The organism is Tepidimonas fonticaldi (genome assembly GCF_007556755.1).
GTDB classification, from domain to species: Bacteria; Pseudomonadota; Gammaproteobacteria; order Burkholderiales; family Burkholderiaceae_C; genus Tepidimonas; species Tepidimonas fonticaldi.
Genome location: NZ_VJOO01000007.1, coordinates 18,141 through 36,848, shown reverse-complemented (window position 1 = coordinate 36,848; position 18,708 = coordinate 18,141). Strand labels below are relative to the sequence as shown.

Sequence of the window (18,708 nt, the reverse complement as noted above, 5' to 3'; positions counted from 1 at the left end):
GAGGTCAGCGCCGCCGACCGGGCCGCGCCGGCGCGGGGGCCTGGGGCGGGGGCCGGCGGGTGCGACGGATCGCATCGTTGATTTCGGCAATGGTACGCTCGATCGCGTCGTCGTCCAGCTCGACGGCGGTCAAGCCCTCGATGCCCGAGGGGGGCGCGGCCGTCGCGGGCGTGTGGGGGGCCAGCGCGGCGGGCGGGGGCTCCAGCACTTGGGTGGAAGGGAAGTCGTCGTCCGCCTGCCACTCCAGGCCCAGCAAGGACACATTGTCCCCGTGCCGGCCGCCCAGGCGCACCGCCACTTCGGACAACTGCGCCACCGCATCGGCCAGCGGCTGCCCGTGCAGGCCCGCGGCCACATCGTCGTCGTCCATCACCCCCCACAGCCCATCGGAACACAGCAGGATGCGGTCGCCGTGCTCCAGCGGCAGCGGGCCCAGCACGTCGTACAGGGGCGGCGTGTCCGACCCCAGGCAGGTGAACAGGACGCTGCGGTGCACGCCCGGCGGCAGTTGGGCAAACAGCTCCGGCTTGTCGTGGTAGCTGTGGTCGCGCGTGCGCTGCAGCAGCCGGCCGCCGCGCACCCAGTACAGGCGCGAGTCGCCGCTGTGCAGCGCGGTCAGCTGGCCGTCCTGCACCACGGCCGCCACAGCCGTGGTGCGCGGGTGCTCGGCCAGGCCGTGCGCGCGCGCAAAATCGACGATGGCCTGACTGGCCTGCAGCACCGTGGCCTCCAGAAAGGCGCGCGGATCGGCCAGCTTGGGGTGGGCCTGATCGACGAACGCCTGCACGAAGGTTCGCACCGCGATCTCGGCCGCGCGGTCGCCGTCGGGGTGGCCGCCCATACCGTCCGCCAACACCAGCAGCACCGATTGGCGGGTGTAGGTGTAGCCCAGGCGATCCTCGTTGCGCGTCCGCCCGCCGGTGTGGGTGGCCTGGTAGACGGCAAACTTCACGGCGGCTCCAGAAAGCTGGATCGCTGGCTGTGGTGGCTGGCCGCCTCGCGCACATCGTCCCCGGCCAGGCCCAGGCGCGCGCGCACGCGGTCCCACCAGCGCGGCGGCGTCGGCTCGGGCGACTCCTCGCGGGCCAGCTCGCGCTGCAAGGCAAAGACCGACTGTGGGCGCGCCAGCGGATCGAGCGCCATGCACCAGCGCACCACATCGAGCAGATTGTCGGAATACACGCCGCGCAGCCGCGCCAGCGACGCCTCCAGCCGGTCTTTGTCCTGTCGCTGGGGCGCGTCGTGGGGCGGATAGCCCTGCATGCACGAGTACATGCACGCCCCGATGGCGTAGATGTCGGTCCACGGCCCCAGGCCGGTGCTGCCGGTGCGGCGGTACATCTCCGGCGCGGCAAAACCCGGGGTGTACATGGGGCGCACGAAAGTGCCCTCGGTGTTGAGTACCTCGCGCGCGGCGCCAAAGTCGATCAGCACCGCGCGGTTGTCGTCGGTGATGAAGATGTTGGCCGGCTTGATGTCCAGGTGCAGCATCTTGTGCTGGTGCACGATGCGCAGCCCGCGCAGCACCTCGTCGAAGAGCGAGCGGATGGTCGCCTCGCGCAGCACCTTCTTGCGCTGCCGGCTGCGCGCCGCCACGATGAACTCCTGCAGCGACGCGCCCTGCAGGTAGTCCATGACCATGTAGACGGTCTCGTTCTCGCGGAAAAAATTGAGCACGCCCACCACCGCTGGGTGGGAGATCTGCGCCAGCGCCCGCCCTTCCTCGAAAAAACTGCGCAGGCCCAGCCGGTAGAGGGCCTGCTTTTCGGGCGCCACGACCGGCAGCAGTTCGCCGGGCGAGCGCAGCGCGAGCGACGCGGGCAGGTACTCCTTGATGGCGACTTCGTGCCCGTTGGCGTCCAGCGCCAGATAGACCAACCCAAAACCGCCGGCCGCCAGCAGGCGCACGATGCGGTAGCCGCCAATCACCGTGTCGGGCGGCAGAGGGGCCGGCTTGGTCTTTGACATAATCCGTGCATGAGCAAACCTTACGCCCAGGCGGCCGGCGCCGCCCTCGGGGCCGCCCTCTGCTAAAGGCCGATGTCAGTGTACAGCATGACCGGCTACGCCACGGGGCAATGCAACCCCCACGCGGCGGCCTCCGACACCCACACGCCCGGCGCCAGTGTGCTGGGGCTGGAAATCCGCGCCGTCAACGGGCGCTTTCTGGACCTGTCGCTGCGCCTGCCCGAAGACCTGCGCGCGGCCGAGCCGGCTTTGCGCGAGCGCGTCGGCGCGCGCGTGCGCCGCGGCAAGGTGGAGCTGCGCGCCTGGATCGAACAGCGCGGCGACGGTGGCGTGCGCGTGCCGCCGGCGGCCGAACTGCAGCGCCTGCTCGGCGCGCAGGAGCAGGTGCAGGCCTGGCTGCCGCAGGCGCGCGGCCTGTCGGTCGCCGAGGTGTTGCAGCTTGCCCAGCGCAGCGCCCCGGCGGCCGCCGACTGGGTGGAGCCGCTGCTGGCGCTGACCGATCGGGTGCTGGACGACTTCACGGCCGCGCGCGAGCGCGAGGGCGCACGGCTGGTCGCCATGCTGCGCGACCGCGTGGCGCAACTGCGCGGGCTGGCGGCGCAGGCCGAGCCGCTGGTGCCGCAGATCGTGGCGCAGCAGCGCGAGCGCTTTCTGCAGCGCTTTCACGACGCGCTCGGCGCCACCCCGGCCGACCCCGCCGCCCTGCAGGAGCGCGCACTGGCCGAGGCCGCGGCGTTTGCCATCCGGGTGGACGTCGCGGAGGAGCTGACGCGGCTGCAGTCGCACCTGAGCGAGATCGACCGGCTGCTGCAGCGCGGCGGCGAGGTCGGCAAGCGGCTGGACTTTCTGATCCAGGAGCTGCACCGCGAGGCCAACACGCTGGGCTCCAAATCGGCCAGCCTGGAGCTCACGCGCCTGTCGGTGGACATGAAAGTGCTGATCGAGCAGATGCGCGAGCAGGTTCAAAACCTCGAATGACCCCCATGGAATACCCCGGCAACCTGTTCGTCGTGGCCGCCCCCAGCGGCACGGGCAAGTCCAGCCTCGTCAAAGCGCTGCTGGAGGTGGACTCGCGCATGGAGCTGTCCGTCTCCCACACCACGCGCGCGCCACGCGGGCAGGAGGTGCACGGCCGCGAGTACTTCTTCGTCAGCGACGAGGAATTCGACCGCATGGTCGCGGCCAATGCGTTCGTCGAATGGGCGCGGGTGCACAGCCGCCGCTACGGCACCTCGCGCAAGGCCATCGAAGACAAGATCGCCGCCGGCGCCGACATCGTCCTGGAAATCGACTACCAGGGGGCGCTGCAGATCCGGCGCCAGTTTGCCAACGCGGTGCTGATCTTCATCCTGCCGCCAAGCTGGGACGAGCTGCGCAACCGCCTGTTGCGCCGCGGCGAGGACAGCGAGGACGTCATCGAACTGCGCCTGCGCAATGCCGCCGAAGAGATGGCGCATGTCCATGAATTCGACTACGTTATAATCAATGAGGTTTTCGAGCGGGCATTGTTCGACCTCAAGACGATCACCCACTCGCAGCGCCTGCGGGTCGCGGCCCAGCGCAGGGCCCGCGCCGAAGTGTTCCAGGCGCTGGGCATCCAATAACCCCCTGTTTCAACGCTTTGCCGGAGGTTTCCATGGCACGCATCACCGTCGAGGATTGCCTGGAAAAAATCCCCAACCGCTTCCAGCTCGTGCTGGCCGCCACCTACCGTGCGCGCATGCTCAACCAGGGCCACGCGCCCAAGCTGGAGACGCGCAACAAACCCGCCGTGACCGCGCTGCGCGAAATCGCCGCCGGGCTCGTCGGTCTGGAGATGCTGCGCAAGGTCCCGGTCTGAGTCGCGACCGCGGCCATGCCTCAAGGCGCCTACCCAAGGCGCCTTTTTTGTTTTTTGTTTACATTAGCAGGGTGAGTGTCGACGCCGTAAGTCCTGCCGAGGCAACCGCCTACGGCACCCGCCCGCCCGCCTCGCCGCCCCAAGCCGCGGCCAGCGCGGCGGCGGCCAGCTTTGCCGCCCTCGAGTCGCGGCTGGACTACCTCAACGCGGCCGAAATCGATCTGGTGCGGCAGGCCTATCGCTTCGCGGATCAGGCCCACCTGGGCCAGATGCGCAAAAACGGCGACCCCTACATCACCCACCCGATTGCAGTGGCGCAGATCTGCACGGAGTGGAAGCTGGATGCCCAGGCCCTGTGCGCCGCCCTGCTGCACGATGTGCTGGAGGACTGCGGCGTCACCAAGGCGGAGCTGACGCAGCGCTTCGGCCCCGCGGTGGCCGATCTGGTGGACGGGCTGACCAAGCTGGACAAGCTGGAGTTCGACAGCCGCGAGCAGGGGCAGGCCGAGTCCTTCCGCAAGATGCTGCTGGCCATGGCGCGCGATGTGCGGGTGATCCTGATCAAGCTCGGGGACCGGCTGCACAACATGCGCACCATGGGCGACATGCCGCGCCACAAGTGGGGCCGCATCGCGCGCGAGACGCTGGACATCTACGCCCCCATCGCGCACCGGCTGGGCCTCAACAATTTCTACCGCGAGCTGCAAGACCTGGCCTTCCGCCACCTGCACCCGTGGCGCTACCAGGCGCTGTCCAAGGCGCTGGCCCGCTCGCGTGCCCGCCGGCGCGACCTGATCGCCCGCGTACAGGGCGAGGTGGAGGCGGCCTTCGCGCACAGCGGGCTGGAGGTGCGCATCACCGGGCGCGAAAAAACGCTCTATTCCATCTACCGCAAGATGGACACCAAGCACCTGTCGTTCGCGCAGGTGACCGATATCTACGGCTTTCGCATCATCGTGCCGCAGGTGCTGGACTGCTACACGGCCATGGGGGTGCTGCACCAGCTCTACAAGCCGCTGCCGGGCAAGTTTCGCGACTACATCGCCATCCCCAAGGTCAACGGCTACCAGTCGCTGCACACCACGCTGGTCGGACCGTTTGGCACGGCCATCGAGTTCCAGCTGCGCACCGCCAACATGGACGTGGTGGCCGAATCCGGCATCGCCGCGCACTGGCTGTACAAGGCCGGGGGCGCGGCCGACGCCTCGGCGCAGGCCCTCAATGTGCAGTGGCTGCAGTCGCTGCTGGACATCCAGCAGGAGACCAAAGACTCCGGCGAGTTCTGGGACCATGTGCGCATCGACCTGTTCCCCGACTCGGTCTATGTGTTCACCCCCAAGAGCAAGATCATGGCGCTGCCGCGCGGCGCCACGGTGGTGGACTTTGCGTACGCCATCCACAGCGATGTGGGACACCGGGCCATCGGGGCCACGGTCAACGGCGAGCAGGTCCCGCTGCGCACCGAGCTGCACAACGGCGACGTGGTCGAAATCACCACCTCGCCTCACGCGCGGCCCAATCCGGCGTGGCTGGGCTTCGTCAAAACGGGGCGCGCACGCTCCAAGATCCGGCACTACCTCAAGTCACTGGAGCAGGAGGAATCGCGCGCCCTGGGCGACCGGCTGCTGCTGCAGTCGGTGCGCGCCGAGGGGATGGCCAGCCTGCCCGGCGACGACGAGGCCGGTCAGGCCATCTGGGACAAGCTGCTGCGCTTCACGGGCAACCGCTCGCGCGACGAGCTGCTGATCGACATCGGCCTGGGGCGGCGCATCGCCGGCATGGTCGGCAAAAAACTCGCCGCCCTCATGGTCGAGGCGGGCGTGCGCCCCGACGTGCTGCTGATCAGCCAGGAGCGTTTCGGCACGCCGCGCGAGGACCAGCCCAGCCAAGGCGTGGTCACGCTCGACGGCAGCGAAGGCGGCTCCGTCACCTACGCCAGTTGCTGCCGGCCCATCCCGGGGGACCGCATCGTCGGCTATCTGGGCCGGGGCGAAGGCTTGGCCGTCCACACCGAGGACTGCCCCGTGGTGCGGCGCCTGCTGCACCGCGACCGCGAGCGCTTTCTGGAAGTGGAATGGGCCGAGGAGCCGACCCGCGCCTTCGAATCGACGGTGACGGTCACCGTGAACAACGGCAAGGGGGTGCTGGCGCGCGTGGCGGCCGCCATCGCCGCGGCCGAGGCGGACATCACCCACATCCACATGGGCGACGAGGCGGCGCAGACCACGACCGAGCTGCGCTTTACCGTGGCGGTGCGCGACCGCGTGCACCTGGCCCAGGTGCTGCGCCAACTGCGGCGCACGCCGTCGGTGGTGCGGGCCCAGCGGCTGCGCCCGGCGCGCCAGGGCGACACTGGCAATTGACGCGGCCGCCCGCGCACTGACACTGACCGCGCGCCGATCAGGCCGCGGATGGCGCGCCGGGTTCGGGGTAGCGGACCTTCAGGATCTCCAGCATCTCGACCCCGGCGGGCGTGTGCAAGCGCACCTCGTCGCCCTCGTGCGCCTTCAGCAACGCCTGCGCCACCGGGGAGATCCAACTGATCTGCCCCCGGCTGCTGTCCGCCTCGTCGATGCCCAGGATGGTGACGGTGACCTCGCTGCCATCGGGGCGCGCGTAAGTGACCGTCGCGCCAAAGAACACCTGGTCCTTGCCGTGGTGCACGCTCGGGTCCACCACCTCGGCGCGCTCCAGCCGCTTGGTCAAAAAGCGGATGCGGCGGTCGATCTCGCGCAGCCGCTTCTTCCCGTACAGATAGTCGCCGTTTTCAGAGCGGTCCCCGTTGCTCGCGGCCCAGGACACCGTCTCGACCACGCGCGGGCGCTCCTCGTCGATCAGGTGCATCAGCTCGCCGCGCAAGCGCGCGTAGCCCTGCGGCGTCATGTAGTTCTTGCCCCCGGCCGGGATGCGCTGCCCCACGGGCAGCGCGTCATCGTCCTCGTCGTGGTCCTGCTCGCGCACGAAAGCCTTGCTCATGGGGGTGGATGGTAGCGCAGGGGGGCCTCCGGACCGTCGGCCACTCGCCTATTCGCAGCCAAGGTAAGCACAGCTTTCCTCTACGATTACCGGCTGTGACACGTGCCCCATCCACCCCGACCCCGCTGCGCATCGTCCAGAGCGACCGCATCGAAACGCTGCTGCAACGCGCCGCGGCCGAGGCCGCGCAGGCCCAGGCGGCGCAGCCGCTGCAGCCGCAGCGCTGGCTGGTGGCCAGCCACGGCATGGCGCAGTGGGTGCAGCAGGCGCTGGCGCAGCGCGACGGCGTCTGCGCGGGGCTGGAGTGTCTGCTGCCGGCGCAGTGGCTGTGGCAGACCTACCGCGCCGTGCTCGGCGAGGCCGCGGTGCCGGACGAGGCGCCGCTGGACCGCGGCCCGCTGCGCTGGCGGCTGTGGCGGCTGCTGCCGACGCTGGCGCAGCGCGCCGATGCCGCCGTGCACGCCCCGCTGGTCCACTACCTGGGTGACGGCGACCCGCTGCGGCGCGCGCAGCTGGCGCGCCGCGTGGCGGACCTGTTCGACCAGTACCAGATCTACCGGCCCGACTGGCTGGCCGATTGGGCCGCCGGGCACGACCGCCTGCGCGACGCCGACGGGCGGGTGCGCGAGCTGCCCGACGACGAGCGCTGGCAGCCGGCGCTGTGGCGGCTGCTGCGCGTCGACGCCGAGGCCCAGGGCCACCGCTGGGCCAGCCGCTGCGACATTCATGCCGCGTGGCTGCGGCGCATGGCCGACGCGCGCGCCTGCCCCCTGCCGGCGCGCGAGCCGCCGCGGCTGACGGTATTCGGTGTCAGCGCCCTCACGCCCGACGTGCTGCAGGCGCTGCAAGCGGTGGCGCGCTGGCGCGACGTGGCCGTCTATGTGCTGAACCCGGCGCGCACCGACTGGTTCGACCGCGACGGCGCGCGCACCGGCCACCCGCTGCTGGCGGCCTGGGGCCGGCAGGGGCGCGAGTTCATCGCCGGGCTGCAGGCGCTGGCCGCCGAGGAGCCGCCCGCCGGTCTGGCCCCGGCGACGCTGGAGGACGCCTGGGACGACGAGCCCGCCGACGACGCCGCCCCGCCGCACCTGCTGGCACAGCTGCAGGACGACCTGCGCCACGGCCGCGCGCCGGGCGAGCGCGACTGGCCGCCGCTGGATCCGGCGCGCGACGGCTCGCTGCGGCTGCACGTCGCCCACACCATGCTGCGCGAGGTGGAGCTGCTGCACGACCAGGTGCTGGCCGCGCTGCAGCGCGACCCGACGCTGCAGCCGCGCGACATCGCCGTCTTCGCGCCCGACATCGCCGCCTACGCGCCGCTGGTGCACGCGGTGTGGGGCAGCCTGCCGCCGGACGATGCGCGCCGCATCCCGTACCAGCTGGCCGACGTGGAGGACGACACCACCGCGCGCCTGCGCGAGCTGCTGCGCGCGCTGCTGCGCCCGGAGGCGCTGCGACTGACCGGCAGCGATGCGCTGGACTGGCTGGACGTGCCGGCGGTGGCGCGCGCCTTCGGCCTGGCGGCGGACGACCTCGACACCCTGCGCGCGTGGCGGCGCGAGGCCGCGATCCGCTGGGGCCTGGACGGCGCGCACCGCCAGCGCCTGGGGCTGGCCGCGGGCGGCGCCGCGCTGGCCGAGCGCTACACCTGGCGCGAGGGGCTGCAGCGCCTGTGGCTCGGCGCCATGCTCGGCGCCGAGGACGAGCCGTGGCAGGATCGCCTGCTGCCGGCGCGCGGCGTGGCGGTGTTGCAGGGCGAGCTGCTGCACCGGCTGCAGACCTTCATCGACGCGGTGGCGACGTGGACGCATCGCCTGGCCGAGCCGACCGACGCCACCGCGTGGGCCGATCGGCTGCACGCGCTGCTGGCGCAGTTCCTGCAGCCCGCGGCGGACGACGTGGAGGGGACGCTGGCGGTGGCGCGGCTGCGCGCCGCGGCCGATCGCTGGGCGCGGCAGGCCGAGCAGGCCGGCACGGAGCCGATCCCGGCCGCCGTGGTGGCCGACACGTGGCTGGCGCTGGCAGGTGGCGGCGGCGCGCCGGCCCGCTTCCTGGGCGGCGGGGTGACGTTTGCGACGCTGCTGCCGATGCGCGCGGTGCCGTTTCGCCGCATTTACCTGCTCGGCCTGCACGACGGCAACTTCCCGCGCCGGCCGCAGGGCGACACGCACGACCTGATGGCCGCCGCGCCGCGCCCGGGCGACCGCCTGCGCCGGCATGAGGACCTCTACCTGCTGCTGGAGGCGGTGCTGTCGGCGCGCGACCACCTGGGCGTCTCGTGGCTGGGCCGCCGCCCGGTGGACGACACCGAGCGCCAGCCGGCGCTGCCGGTGGCCCAGCTGCGCCACCACCTGAACCGCCAGTGGCGGCTGGCGCCGGGCCTGCAAGGCGACGTGGCCGCGGCGCTGACGCGCGCGCACCCGCTGCATCCGTTCGACCCCGCCAACTTCAGCCCGGCGTCGGCGGCCGATGGCGCCGCCCCGCCGCTGACCGGCGCGTTCAGCTACGCGCGGGAGTGGCTCGCAACGGGAGGCACCGCCACGGACACGCCCACCCCGCGCCCCGAGCCGGCCATCCCGTCACACCCGGACGAGCCGATGCCGGTGACGGTGGCGGCGCTGGCCGAGCTGCTGCAGGACCCCGCGCGCGCCTACGCACGCCAGCGCCTGGGGCTGGCGCCGCCACGCGACGACGAGGCCGACGACGACGCCGAGCCGTTCGCACCCGACCGCCTGCAGCAGTGGCGCACCCGGCTGGCGTGGGTGGAGGCGGTGGTGGACGCCGCGCTGGCCGGTGCCGACGACGCCGCCACGCAGGCCGCCGCCCGGCGCGCCCGCCGCCGCGCCGAGCTGGCCGGCGACTGGCCCGCCGGCGCGGCCGGAGCATGGCTCGCACGCGACTGGGACGAGGCGATCCGCCGCGTCTGGCAGCACGCCCGGGAACTCGCCGCACGCCACCCCCACCCGGTGGCGGAGCGGGCGCGGCTGGAGACGACGCTGGCGCTGCCGGACGGCCCGACGCTTGCAATCCGCGACGTGCTGCCGCCGCTGCGGCGCGGCGACGACGGCGCGCTGGCGCGGCTGGTGACGCTCGGCAGCGCCCTCGTCGAGGGCAAGAAGCTCGACGCCAAGACCTACGCCCTGCACCGGCTGCTGCGCCCCTGGGTCGAGCACGTCGCGCTCAACGTCGCGCTCGGGCCCGTGACGAGCTGGATCGCCACCCCCCTGGGCGTTGGGCGGATGCGGCCGCTGGAGCCGCAGACCGTCACCGCCGTCTGGACGACGCTGGGGCAGGCGTGGCACGCCGGCCTGCACGGCCCCGCCCCGCTGCCGCTGCCGCGCCACGCCGCCGCGGCCTACTGGGGCCGGCTGCATGGCAAGGACGCCGACCCCGCCGCGGCGTGGGAGGCCGCCCGCAAAGCCTATGAAAGCGACCACGGCCAGGCCAAGGAGCCGCTGTGGCGGCGCCACTACCCGACGTTCGAAGCGCTGGCCGGCCCGCGCGAGGCGCACGCGGACGGACCGTTCGCCCACTGGACGCAAGCGCTGCTCGCGCCGCTGCACGCGCACCTGGCCCGCGATCACGACGACCGCAACGCAGCCGCCAAGGAGACCGCCGCATGAGGGCCGACCTGCCGCACCTAGACGCGCTGACCCTGCCGCTTGCGGGCAGCCAGCTGATCGAGGCCAGCGCCGGCAGCGGCAAGACCTGGACGATGGCGCTGCTGGCGGTGCGGCTGGTGCTGGGCGCATCACCCGGCGAGGCCGGGCCGCCGCCGCTTTCCCCCCGGCAGATCCTGGTCGTGACGTTCACCGACGCCGCCACGCAGGAGCTGCGCAGCCGCATCCAGGCGCGCCTGCTGCAGGCCGCCGCGGTCTTTGGCGGCGAGGCGCTCGACCCCACCGATGCGGCGGTGGAGCGGCTGCTGGCGCTGCGTGATCGTTACCCGCCAACCCAATGGCCCTCACTGGCGCGCCGCCTGAGCGAAGCCGCCGACGCGCTGGATGAGGCGCCGATCAGCACCCTGCACGGCTGGTGCCAGCGCATCCTGCGCGAGCAGGCGCTGCTCAGCGGCGAGCCCTTCCAGCCGCGCATCCTGCAGGACACCGCCGCGCTGCGCCTGGAGGCGGTGCGCGACTGGTGGCGGCTGCACGTGCTGCCGCTGGACGAGGCCGACGCCGCGCAGGTGCTGGACGTATGGAGCTCGCCGGACGGGCTGGACAAGGCCATCAAGGATCTGCTCGAGCACGCCGAGTTGTGGGCGGCGCGGGATCCGGGCCTGCCGACGCGAAGCCTCTCCGACGTGCTGCGGCAGGCCGAGGCCACACGCGCGCAGGCGCTGGCGGCGTTGAAGGCCCCGTGGCCGGCGTGGATCGACGAGGCCGAAGCGGTGCTGGAACGGCACGATTTGCTGAAACACCTCAGCACCCAGAAGCCCACCGTGCGGGACTGGTTCGAAAAGCTTCGTCAATGGGCCAACACCCCCGAAGCGACGCAACCGAATCGCTCGAAGGATGCCCGCCAACGGATGACGCTGGACCACCTGCGCGCCAAGGCCGGCTCTCTCCCCCCCGAGGTGGAGGCGCTGCCGCTGCTGCACGAGCTGCCCCAGCTGCAGGCGCGCCTGGCCGCCCTGCCCGGCGTGCAAGGGGCGCTGACGCGCCACGCCGCCGTGTGGGTGGCGCAGCGCATGCGCGCGCAGCTGCGCGCCGCCGAGCAGCTCACCTTCGACGAGATGCTGCGCCGCGTGGACGAGGCGCTGGCCGGCCCGCAGGGCGCGGCGCTCGCCCAGCGCCTGCGCCAGCAGCAGCCGGTGGCGCTGGTCGACGAGTTCCAGGACACCGACCCGCGCCAGTGGCGCATCCTGCAGGCCATCTACCGGCCCGAGCAGCCGCCCCCCGGCACCGCGCTGCTGCTGATCGGCGACCCCAAGCAGGCCATCTACGCCTTCCGCCACGCCGACATCCACAGCTACCTGCAGGCGCGCGCCGCCTGCGCCGGGCGCATCTGGTCGCTGGCGGTCAACCACCGCAGCAGCACGGCGATGGTGCAGGCCGTCAACGCCCTGTTCGGCCACGCGGAGCGCACGCTGCCAGACGGAGCGTTCGGCTTTGCGCGCGACGGCGTGCAGCCGGTGCCGTTCCTGCCGGCGCGGCCGGCCGGCCAGGCCGAGCGCTGGCGCGACGACGACGCCGCAAGCGGCGCGGCGCTCACCTTCGCGCTGTGGCGGCCGGAGACGGACAGGCTCACGCGCGACGACGTGCGGGAGCGGCTCGCCGCCGCCTGCGCGGCCACCGTGGCGCGGTGGCTGGCAGGCTCGGCGGCGGGGCGCTGCGGCTTCGAGCGCGACGGGCGGCGGCGCCCGCTGCAACCGCAGGATCTGGCCATCCTCGTCAACGACGGCCAGGAGGCGCAGGCGGTGGCGCGCGCGCTGCGCCGGCATGGGCTGGCCAGCGCCTACCGCTCCGAGCGCGCCTCGGTGTGGGACGGCCCCGAGGCCGACGACCTGCAGGCGTGGCTGCACGCCTGCGCCCACCCGCACGACCGCGACGCCCTCGCCCACGCGCTGCTGACGCCCGCCCTGGGGCTGGACGCGGCGGCGCTCGCCGCGCTGCTGCGCGACGAGGACGCCTGGGACACGACGCTGGAGCATTTTGCGCACTACCACGCGCTGTGGCAGCGCCACGGCGTGCTGGCCGCGGTGCGCGCGCTGATGCACGACTTCGGCGTCGCGGCGCGGCTGCTGGCCCGCCCCGCCGACCACCCGAGCCCCGGCGCGCGGGCGCTGGCGGACCTGCTGCACATGGCCGAATGGCTGCAACAGGCCGCACGCCAGAGAGGCCGCGGCGGGGTGGAGGCGACGCTGGCGCTGCTGCGCCTGGCGCGGCAGGAGGGTGCCGCCCCCTCCCCCGCCGGCGACGACCCGACGCTGACCGGCGTGGAGCGCCGGCTCGACGGCACGCCGCAGGCCATCCCCGTCATCACCGTGCACAAGGCCAAGGGGCTGCAGTTTCCGATCGTGCTGCTGCCGTTTGCGGGCCGCGCGCGCCCGCTGGACGACAAATACAACCGTCCACGGGTGCTGCGCTGGCACGACGACGCGGGCCACGCGCACGTCACGCTGCCGGACGAGGGCGAGGCGTGGCGGCAGGCGCTCGAGCGCGCCGAGCGCGAACGCCTGCTGGAAGACACGCGCAAGCTCTACGTGGCGCTGACGCGCGCGGTGCACCTGACCTGGGTCGGCGTGGCGCTGGAGCCGGGTCTCGCATCCAGCGCGCTGGCGCGGCTGCTCGGGCTGCAGGGGGCGGACGCCGCCACGCTGGCCGAGCAGACTCCAACGCGGCTGGACGAGGTGGCGGCGGCCAGCGGCGGCACCATCGCTTGCACCGGGCTGGCCGACGACAAGACCGCCCCTACCGCCCGGGCCAGCACCCCAGCCGTGATGCCCACACGCCCCGCCGCCTGGGCGCACGTGGCGCGCCCGCGCAGGGGCCCGAGCTGGTGGATCGCCAGCTACAGCGCGCTGGCGCGCGCCGCCCACGAGGCGCCGGCTGGCGCCGACGCCGCCACCGAGGCGCACGTCGGCGACGACGACCCCGGCGCATCCGCCCCCGACGCCACCGGGCTCCGCGACGAGGCCCCCGCCACCGCGCCGTGGCACCGCTGGCCACGCGGCGCGCAGCCCGGCGTGGCGCTGCACGCGCTGCTGGAAACCTGCCAGCGCCACGGCTGGCCCGCGGGCGCCCCGGATGCCCTGCAGCCGCTGGCGCAGCGCACGCTGCAGGGACTCGGCTGGGCGCCCGAGCGCCTGCCGGCCGACGCCGGGGACCTGGCGCGCTGGGCGCATGCGATCGGCGACGCCGCGCTGCCCTTGCCCGGCAGCGCGGGCGTGCGGCTGCGCGACCTCACGCACGCCGAGCCGGAGGTACCGTTTTGGCTGCGCATCGACGCCGCCGCCGAGGCGCGCGCGCTCGACCGCCTGCTGCTCGCCCACGTCGCGCCAGGCCAGCCACGCCCGGCGCTCGCCGCCGTCACGCTGCACGGGATGCTGAAAGGCTTCATGGACCTGGTCTTCGAACACGACGGGCGCTACTGGGTGCTGGACCACAAGTCCAACGCGCTGGGGCCGGACGACGCCGCCTACCACGCCGCGGCGGTGCAGGCCGAGGTGCTGCGCCAGCGCTACGACGCGCAGGCGGCGCTGTACCTGCTGGCGCTGCATCGCTGGCTGGCGCAGCGGCTGGGGCGGCGCTACGACCCGGTGCGGCACCTTGGCGGCGCGCTGTGCGTGTTCTGGCGCGGCGTGGCTGCCCCCGGCGCCGGCATCTGGCAGCTGACGCAGCCGTGGCCGCTGGTGCAGCGGCTGGAGGCTCTGTTCACCGGCGCGGAGGTGACGGCATGACCGCGCCCCGCCCCGAGCTGGAAGCCTGGCTGCAGCGCGGCCTGCAGGCCGGCGAGCTGCGCCCGGCGGACGCGACGCTGGCGCGCCAGGCCGCCGCGCTGTGCCCGCAGGCGAACCTGGAGGCCCTGCTGGCCACCGCGCTGCTGATGCGCCGCGCCGCCGACGGCCACGTCGCCTGGCGCTGGGCCGAAGCCCGTCCGGACGACGCCCGCGGCCCCTGCGCGCGCTGGCTGCTGCAGCGCCTGCACGCCGACGGGCCGGCGGCGCTGAGCGGCCCCGGCTGGGTCGGCGCGGGCGCGCCGCTGACGCCGGTGGTCGCCGCCGGCGGCGTGCTCTACCTGGGCCGCCACTTCCGCCGCGAGCGGGAAGTGGCGCAGGCGTTGGCGCAGCGGCTGACCGCTGCCGACGCCCCTGCCCCCGACGCCGTGCGGCCGTGGATCGAGGCGCTGTTCGGCCCGCCGTCCCCCGAGCCGGATGCGCAGCGGCTGGCCTGCGCGCTGGCGCTGCGGCAGCGGCTGGCGGTCATCACCGGCGGCCCCGGCACCGGCAAAACCCACACCGTCGCGCGGCTGCTGGCGCTGCTGCAGGGGCTGGCGCTGCAGGGCGGCGGCGCGCCGCTGGCCGTGGGCCTGGCGGCCCCCACCGGCAAGGCCGCCGCGCGCCTGAGCACTGCGCTGACCGACGCGTGGCGGAAGCTTGCCACTTGGGCGCTGCCGCTGCCGTGGGCGGTGCTGCAGCCGCACCTGCCGCACCGCGCCGTCACCGTGCACGCGCTGCTGGGCCAGCGGCCCGACGGCACCGGCGCGCGCCACGACGAGCGCCAGCCGCTGCCGTTGGACGCGCTGGTGGTCGATGAGGCGTCGATGGTCGATCTGGAGCTGCTGCACGCGCTGCTGCGGGCGCTGCCTCCGCAGGCGCGGCTGATCCTGCTCGGCGACCGCGACCAGCTCGCCTCGGTGCAGGCCGGCGCGGTGCTGGCGGAGCTGTGCGCGCATGCGCGCGAGGGCCGCTGGCAGCGGGAGACCGCCGCGTGGCTCACCGCCGCCACCGGGCAGGCACCGCCGGCGGCGTGGATCGACGCCGACGGCGACGCGCTGGACCAGGCGGTGGCGATGCTGCGGCTCAGCCGCCGCTTCGACGCCGGCGGCGCCATCGGCCGCTGGGCCGCCGCGGTGCGCGACGGCGACGAGGACACCGCGCTGGCGCTGCTGCGCGACCCGGGCGAGGGCGTCAGCGTCCACCTCGGCACGCAGGCCGCCGACGGCTGGCTGCCGACCTGGCGCGCGGCGGTGGCGCCGTGGCTGCAGGCGGCGGCGCCACCGCCGGCGGCCGGCGACCCCGACGCCTGGGCCGCCGGCCTGCTGCAGGGCCAGGCGTGGCTGCAGGTCCTGGCCGCGCTGCGGCGCGGGCCGTGGGGCGTGGAGGGGCTGGACGCGCGCCTGCAGGCCGAGGCCGCGCGGCTGGCCCCGCACGCCCCCACAGGCCCCTATGGCCGCAGCGGCCAGCCGTGGCTGGTCACGCGCAACCAGCCGCGCCTGGGCGTGATGAACGGCGACCTGGGCCTGCTGCTGGCGCGGCCGCACGCCGACGGCACGCGGCGCTGGCGCCTGGCGCTGCCGGCGCCGCAGCGGCCGGGCAGCGTGCAGTGGGTTGCCGCCGGGCAGCTCGCCGACACCGCCAGCGCCTGGGCGCTGACGGTGCACAAGTCGCAGGGCAGCGAGTTCCACCACGTGGTGCTGGTGCTGCCGCCCGACGCCGACAGCCCGATCCTGACGCGCGAGCTGCTCTACACGGGCCTCACGCGCGCGCGCGAGCGGCTCACGCTCGTGCTGCCGGGCGGCGCGGCCACGCTGCGCGCGGCGCTGCGGCGGCGCACCGAACGCGACAGCGCCCTGCGCGACGCGCTGCGGCAGGCGCTACCATAGGCGCCCGTCCCACAGCGAACGGTGGTTCGTTCGACCGCCACTCCATGACCTACTGCGTCGCCGTCAAACTCAAGGCTGGCATGGTGTTCCTGTCCGACTCGCGCACCAACGCCGGGCTGGACCAGATCAGCATGTTTCGCAAGATGATCGTCTACGAGAAGCCCGGCGACCGCTTCATGTGCCTGTTGTCGGCCGGCAACCTCAGCATCTCGCAGTCGATCCGCGAAATTCTGCAGACCGAGCAACTGAAAGACCCCGACGGCGGCGAGCCGATCACCATCTGGAACGCGCGCAGCATGTTCGACGCCGCGCGCGTGCTGGGCTCGGCCGTGCGCCACGTCTACCAGCGCGACGGCGAGGCCCTGCGCCGCTCCGGCATCGAATTCAACGCCAGCCTGATCTTTGGCGGCCAGATCCGCGGCGAAGGCATGCGGCTGTTTCAGGTCTACTCCCCCGGCAATTTCATCGAGGCCACCGCCGAAACCCCGTTTTTCCAGATCGGCGAGAGCAAGTACGGCAAACCCGTGCTCGACCGCGTCATCACCCCCGACACGCCGCTGGAAGAGGCCACCAAGTGCCTGCTGATCTCCATGGACTCCACGCTCAAGTCCAACCTGTCGGTGGGGCTGCCGCTGGACCTGGCGGTCTACGAGGCCGACCGCTGCACCAGCGACCGGGTGGTGTGCATCGACGAGCACAACGCCTACTTCCACATGCTGCGCAGCACCTGGGGTCGCAAGCTGCGCGAGGCCTTCGACCAGATCGAAGCCCCGGACTGGGACCCCACCGGCCCGCTGGCCGCCCCGAGCGGGCGCCACGCCGCGCTGCGCAAGATCACAGACCCCAAGGACAGGCTGATTTGACCCCATGAGCGCCGCATCCCCCCGCCCCTGCATCGTCTTTTCGCACGGCAACAGCTTCCCCGCCGGCACCTACAGCGTCGTCTTCCAGGCCCTGCGCGAGCGGGGCTACCGCGTCACCGCGGTGGAGCGCTACGGCCACGATCCGCGCTACCCCGTCACCAGCAACTGGCCGCACCTGGTGCAGCAGCTCGCGGACTTCGTCGAGGCGCAGGTCGGCCCCGGCGACACGCCGCTGTTCCTCGTCGGTCACTCGCTCGGCGGTTTTCTGAGTCTGATGTGCGCCGCCCGCCACCCCGTGCTGGCCGGGCAGCCGGTGCGCGGCGTGGTCATGCTCGACTCCCCCGTCCTGGGGGGCTGGAAGGCGCGTGCCCTGGCCGCGGCCAAACACACCCGCCTGATCGGTGCCGTCTCACCGGGTCAGGTCAGCCGCAAGCGCCGCAACCGCTGGGCCAACGCCCAGGAGGCGCTGGAGCACTTCCGCCACAAGCGCGCCTTCGCCCGCTGGGACCCGCGCGTGCTGGCCGACTACATCGCCCACGGCACGCACGATGTGCACACGCCGGAGGGCACGCAGCGCGTGCTGACCTTCGACCGCGACATCGAGACCGCCATCTACAACACGCTGCCGCACCACCTGGACCGGCTGCTGCGCCGCCACCCCCTGGCCTGCCCGGTGGCCTTCGTCGGGGGCACGCAGTCCGAAGAGATGCGCCGCGTGGGCCTGACGATGACGCACAAGCTGTGCGGGCGCGAGCCGTCCGAGCGGCTGCAGTTCATCGACGGCACGCACCTGTTCCCCATGGAGCACCCGGAAGCCACGGCCGCGGCCATCGACCGCGCGCTGCGGCACTTCATGGCGCCCGTCACGGCGTCCAGTTGACCCAGCCGAACGCCCCGCTGGCCAGGATCAGCACGCCAAAGCCGATGCGGTACCACGCAAACGGCACGAAGGTGTGGGTGGCCACGTAGCGCAGCAGCCAGCGCACGCACACCCACGCCGACACGAACGACGCCACCAGCCCCACCGCGAACAGCGGCAGGTCCGCCGCCGCCAGCAGATCGCGGTGCTTGTACAGATCGTAGACGGCCGCGCCAAAGATGACCGGAATGGCGAGGAAGAAGCTGAACTCGGTCGCCGCGCGCCGCGACAGGCCGAGCGCCATGCCGCCGATGATGGTCGCCCCCGACCGGCTGACCCCCGGCACCAGGGCCGCGCACTGGATCAACCCCACCGCCAGCGCATCGCGCCAGCCCAAATCGTCCACAGTCGCCACCCGCGCCGCGGGCTGGCGGGCCTGGACGGCCTCCACCCACAGCATGATCAGCCCGCCGGCGATGAAGCCGGCCGCCACCACCCAGGCGTTGAAGAGCACGGCCTTGATCGGCCCGATGAACCAAAACCCCGCCAGCGCCGCCGGCAAAAACCCGAGCAGCACATTGACCGTGAAGCGCTGCGCCTGCGCCTCGCGCGGCAGTCCGCGCAGGGTGCCGATCAGCCGCTGCCAATACAGGCCCACGATGGCCAGAATGGCCCCGGTCTGGATGACCACCTCGAACACCTTGATCGTCTCCCCCGTCAACCGCAGCAAGGCGGCGGTGAGGATCAGGTGACCGGTGGACGAAACGGGCAAAAACTCGGTCAGGCCCTCGACCACCCCCATGAGGGCGGCCTTGAGCAGCAGGGTGACATCCATGGACAGACGCGGGAGTGGGCGAAGCGGCGAGTGTAACGGC

The 18,708-nt window shown here is 73.3% G+C and carries 13 protein-coding genes; 9 read left to right on the top strand and 4 right to left on the bottom strand.

The window, feature by feature from the left end; all coding sequences use genetic code 11:
* Positions 1 to 4: 4 nt before the first annotated feature.
* Positions 5 to 952 carry a PP2C family protein-serine/threonine phosphatase gene (locus tag Tfont_RS05250; protein ID WP_068610232.1) on the bottom strand — a complete coding sequence of 316 codons (948 nt, stop codon included), beginning with the start codon at positions 950 to 952 and terminating at the stop codon, positions 5 to 7.
* A complete protein-coding gene (locus Tfont_RS05245) occupies positions 949 to 1,968 on the bottom strand; it encodes a serine/threonine-protein kinase (protein ID WP_143968658.1) in 1,020 nt (339 codons plus the stop codon). The genes Tfont_RS05250 and Tfont_RS05245 overlap by 4 nt, the downstream gene beginning before the upstream one ends.
* Positions 1,969 to 2,040: 72 nt before the next feature.
* Here Tfont_RS05245 and Tfont_RS05240 point away from each other — a divergent pair, with 72 nt between their 5' ends.
* The 4 genes from Tfont_RS05240 to Tfont_RS05225 all read left to right on the top strand — a co-directional run bounded on the left by Tfont_RS05240 (position 2,041) and on the right by Tfont_RS05225 (position 6,171).
* Entirely contained in the window at positions 2,041 to 2,946 is a 906-nt protein-coding gene (locus Tfont_RS05240) for a YicC/YloC family endoribonuclease (protein WP_143968657.1), read from the top strand.
* Positions 2,947 to 2,951: 5 nt separating this feature from the next.
* Positions 2,952 to 3,572, top strand: coding sequence for a guanylate kinase (gmk, locus tag Tfont_RS05235; RefSeq protein WP_068610237.1), 621 nt, complete (start codon positions 2,952 to 2,954; stop codon positions 3,570 to 3,572).
* 32 nt (positions 3,573 to 3,604) lie between these two features.
* Complete coding sequence (gene rpoZ / locus Tfont_RS05230; protein WP_068610239.1) at positions 3,605 to 3,808, top strand: DNA-directed RNA polymerase subunit omega; 204 nt, start codon at positions 3,605 to 3,607, stop codon at positions 3,806 to 3,808.
* 71 nt (positions 3,809 to 3,879) lie between these two features.
* The gene (locus Tfont_RS05225; RefSeq protein ID WP_143968656.1) at positions 3,880 to 6,171 is read left to right on the top strand and encodes a RelA/SpoT family protein; all 2,292 of its coding nucleotides are present in this window, start codon (positions 3,880 to 3,882) and stop codon (positions 6,169 to 6,171) included.
* Between the two features lie 37 nt (positions 6,172 to 6,208).
* On the opposite strand, the gene greB is transcribed toward Tfont_RS05225, so the two are convergent.
* Entirely contained in the window at positions 6,209 to 6,784 is a 576-nt protein-coding gene (gene greB, locus Tfont_RS05220) for a transcription elongation factor GreB (RefSeq protein ID WP_143968655.1), read from the bottom strand.
* Positions 6,785 to 6,879: 95 nt separating this feature from the next.
* On the opposite strand from greB, the gene Tfont_RS05215 reads away from it, so the two are divergent.
* The 5 genes from Tfont_RS05215 to Tfont_RS05195 are packed head-to-tail and all read left to right on the top strand — an operon-like array spanning position 6,880 to position 17,854.
* Entirely contained in the window at positions 6,880 to 10,407 is a 3,528-nt protein-coding gene (locus tag Tfont_RS05215) for an exodeoxyribonuclease V subunit gamma (protein WP_185974478.1), read from the top strand.
* Complete coding sequence (gene recB, locus Tfont_RS05210; RefSeq protein WP_143968653.1) at positions 10,404 to 14,186, top strand: exodeoxyribonuclease V subunit beta; 3,783 nt, start codon at positions 10,404 to 10,406, stop codon at positions 14,184 to 14,186. Before Tfont_RS05215 ends, recB begins: the two co-directional genes overlap by 4 nt.
* On the top strand, positions 14,183 to 16,111 hold the full coding sequence (gene recD, locus Tfont_RS05205; protein WP_143968652.1) for an exodeoxyribonuclease V subunit alpha: 1,929 nt from the start codon (positions 14,183 to 14,185) through the stop codon (positions 16,109 to 16,111). Before recB ends, recD begins: the two co-directional genes overlap by 4 nt.
* 44 nt (positions 16,112 to 16,155) lie before the next feature.
* A complete protein-coding gene (locus Tfont_RS05200; RefSeq protein ID WP_068610250.1) occupies positions 16,156 to 16,974 on the top strand; it encodes a proteasome-type protease in 819 nt (272 codons plus the stop codon).
* Positions 16,975 to 16,978: 4 nt separating this feature from the next.
* Positions 16,979 to 17,854, top strand: a complete 876-nt coding sequence (locus tag Tfont_RS05195) for an alpha/beta hydrolase (protein ID WP_068610252.1) — start codon at positions 16,979 to 16,981, stop codon at positions 17,852 to 17,854.
* On the opposite strand, the gene Tfont_RS05190 is transcribed toward Tfont_RS05195, so the two are convergent.
* A complete protein-coding gene (locus Tfont_RS05190) occupies positions 17,838 to 18,668 on the bottom strand; it encodes an undecaprenyl-diphosphate phosphatase (protein ID WP_068610253.1) in 831 nt (276 codons plus the stop codon). The two genes, Tfont_RS05195 and Tfont_RS05190, sit on opposite strands and share 17 nt — an antisense overlap.
* Between the last annotated feature and the right edge of the window lie 40 nt (positions 18,669 to 18,708).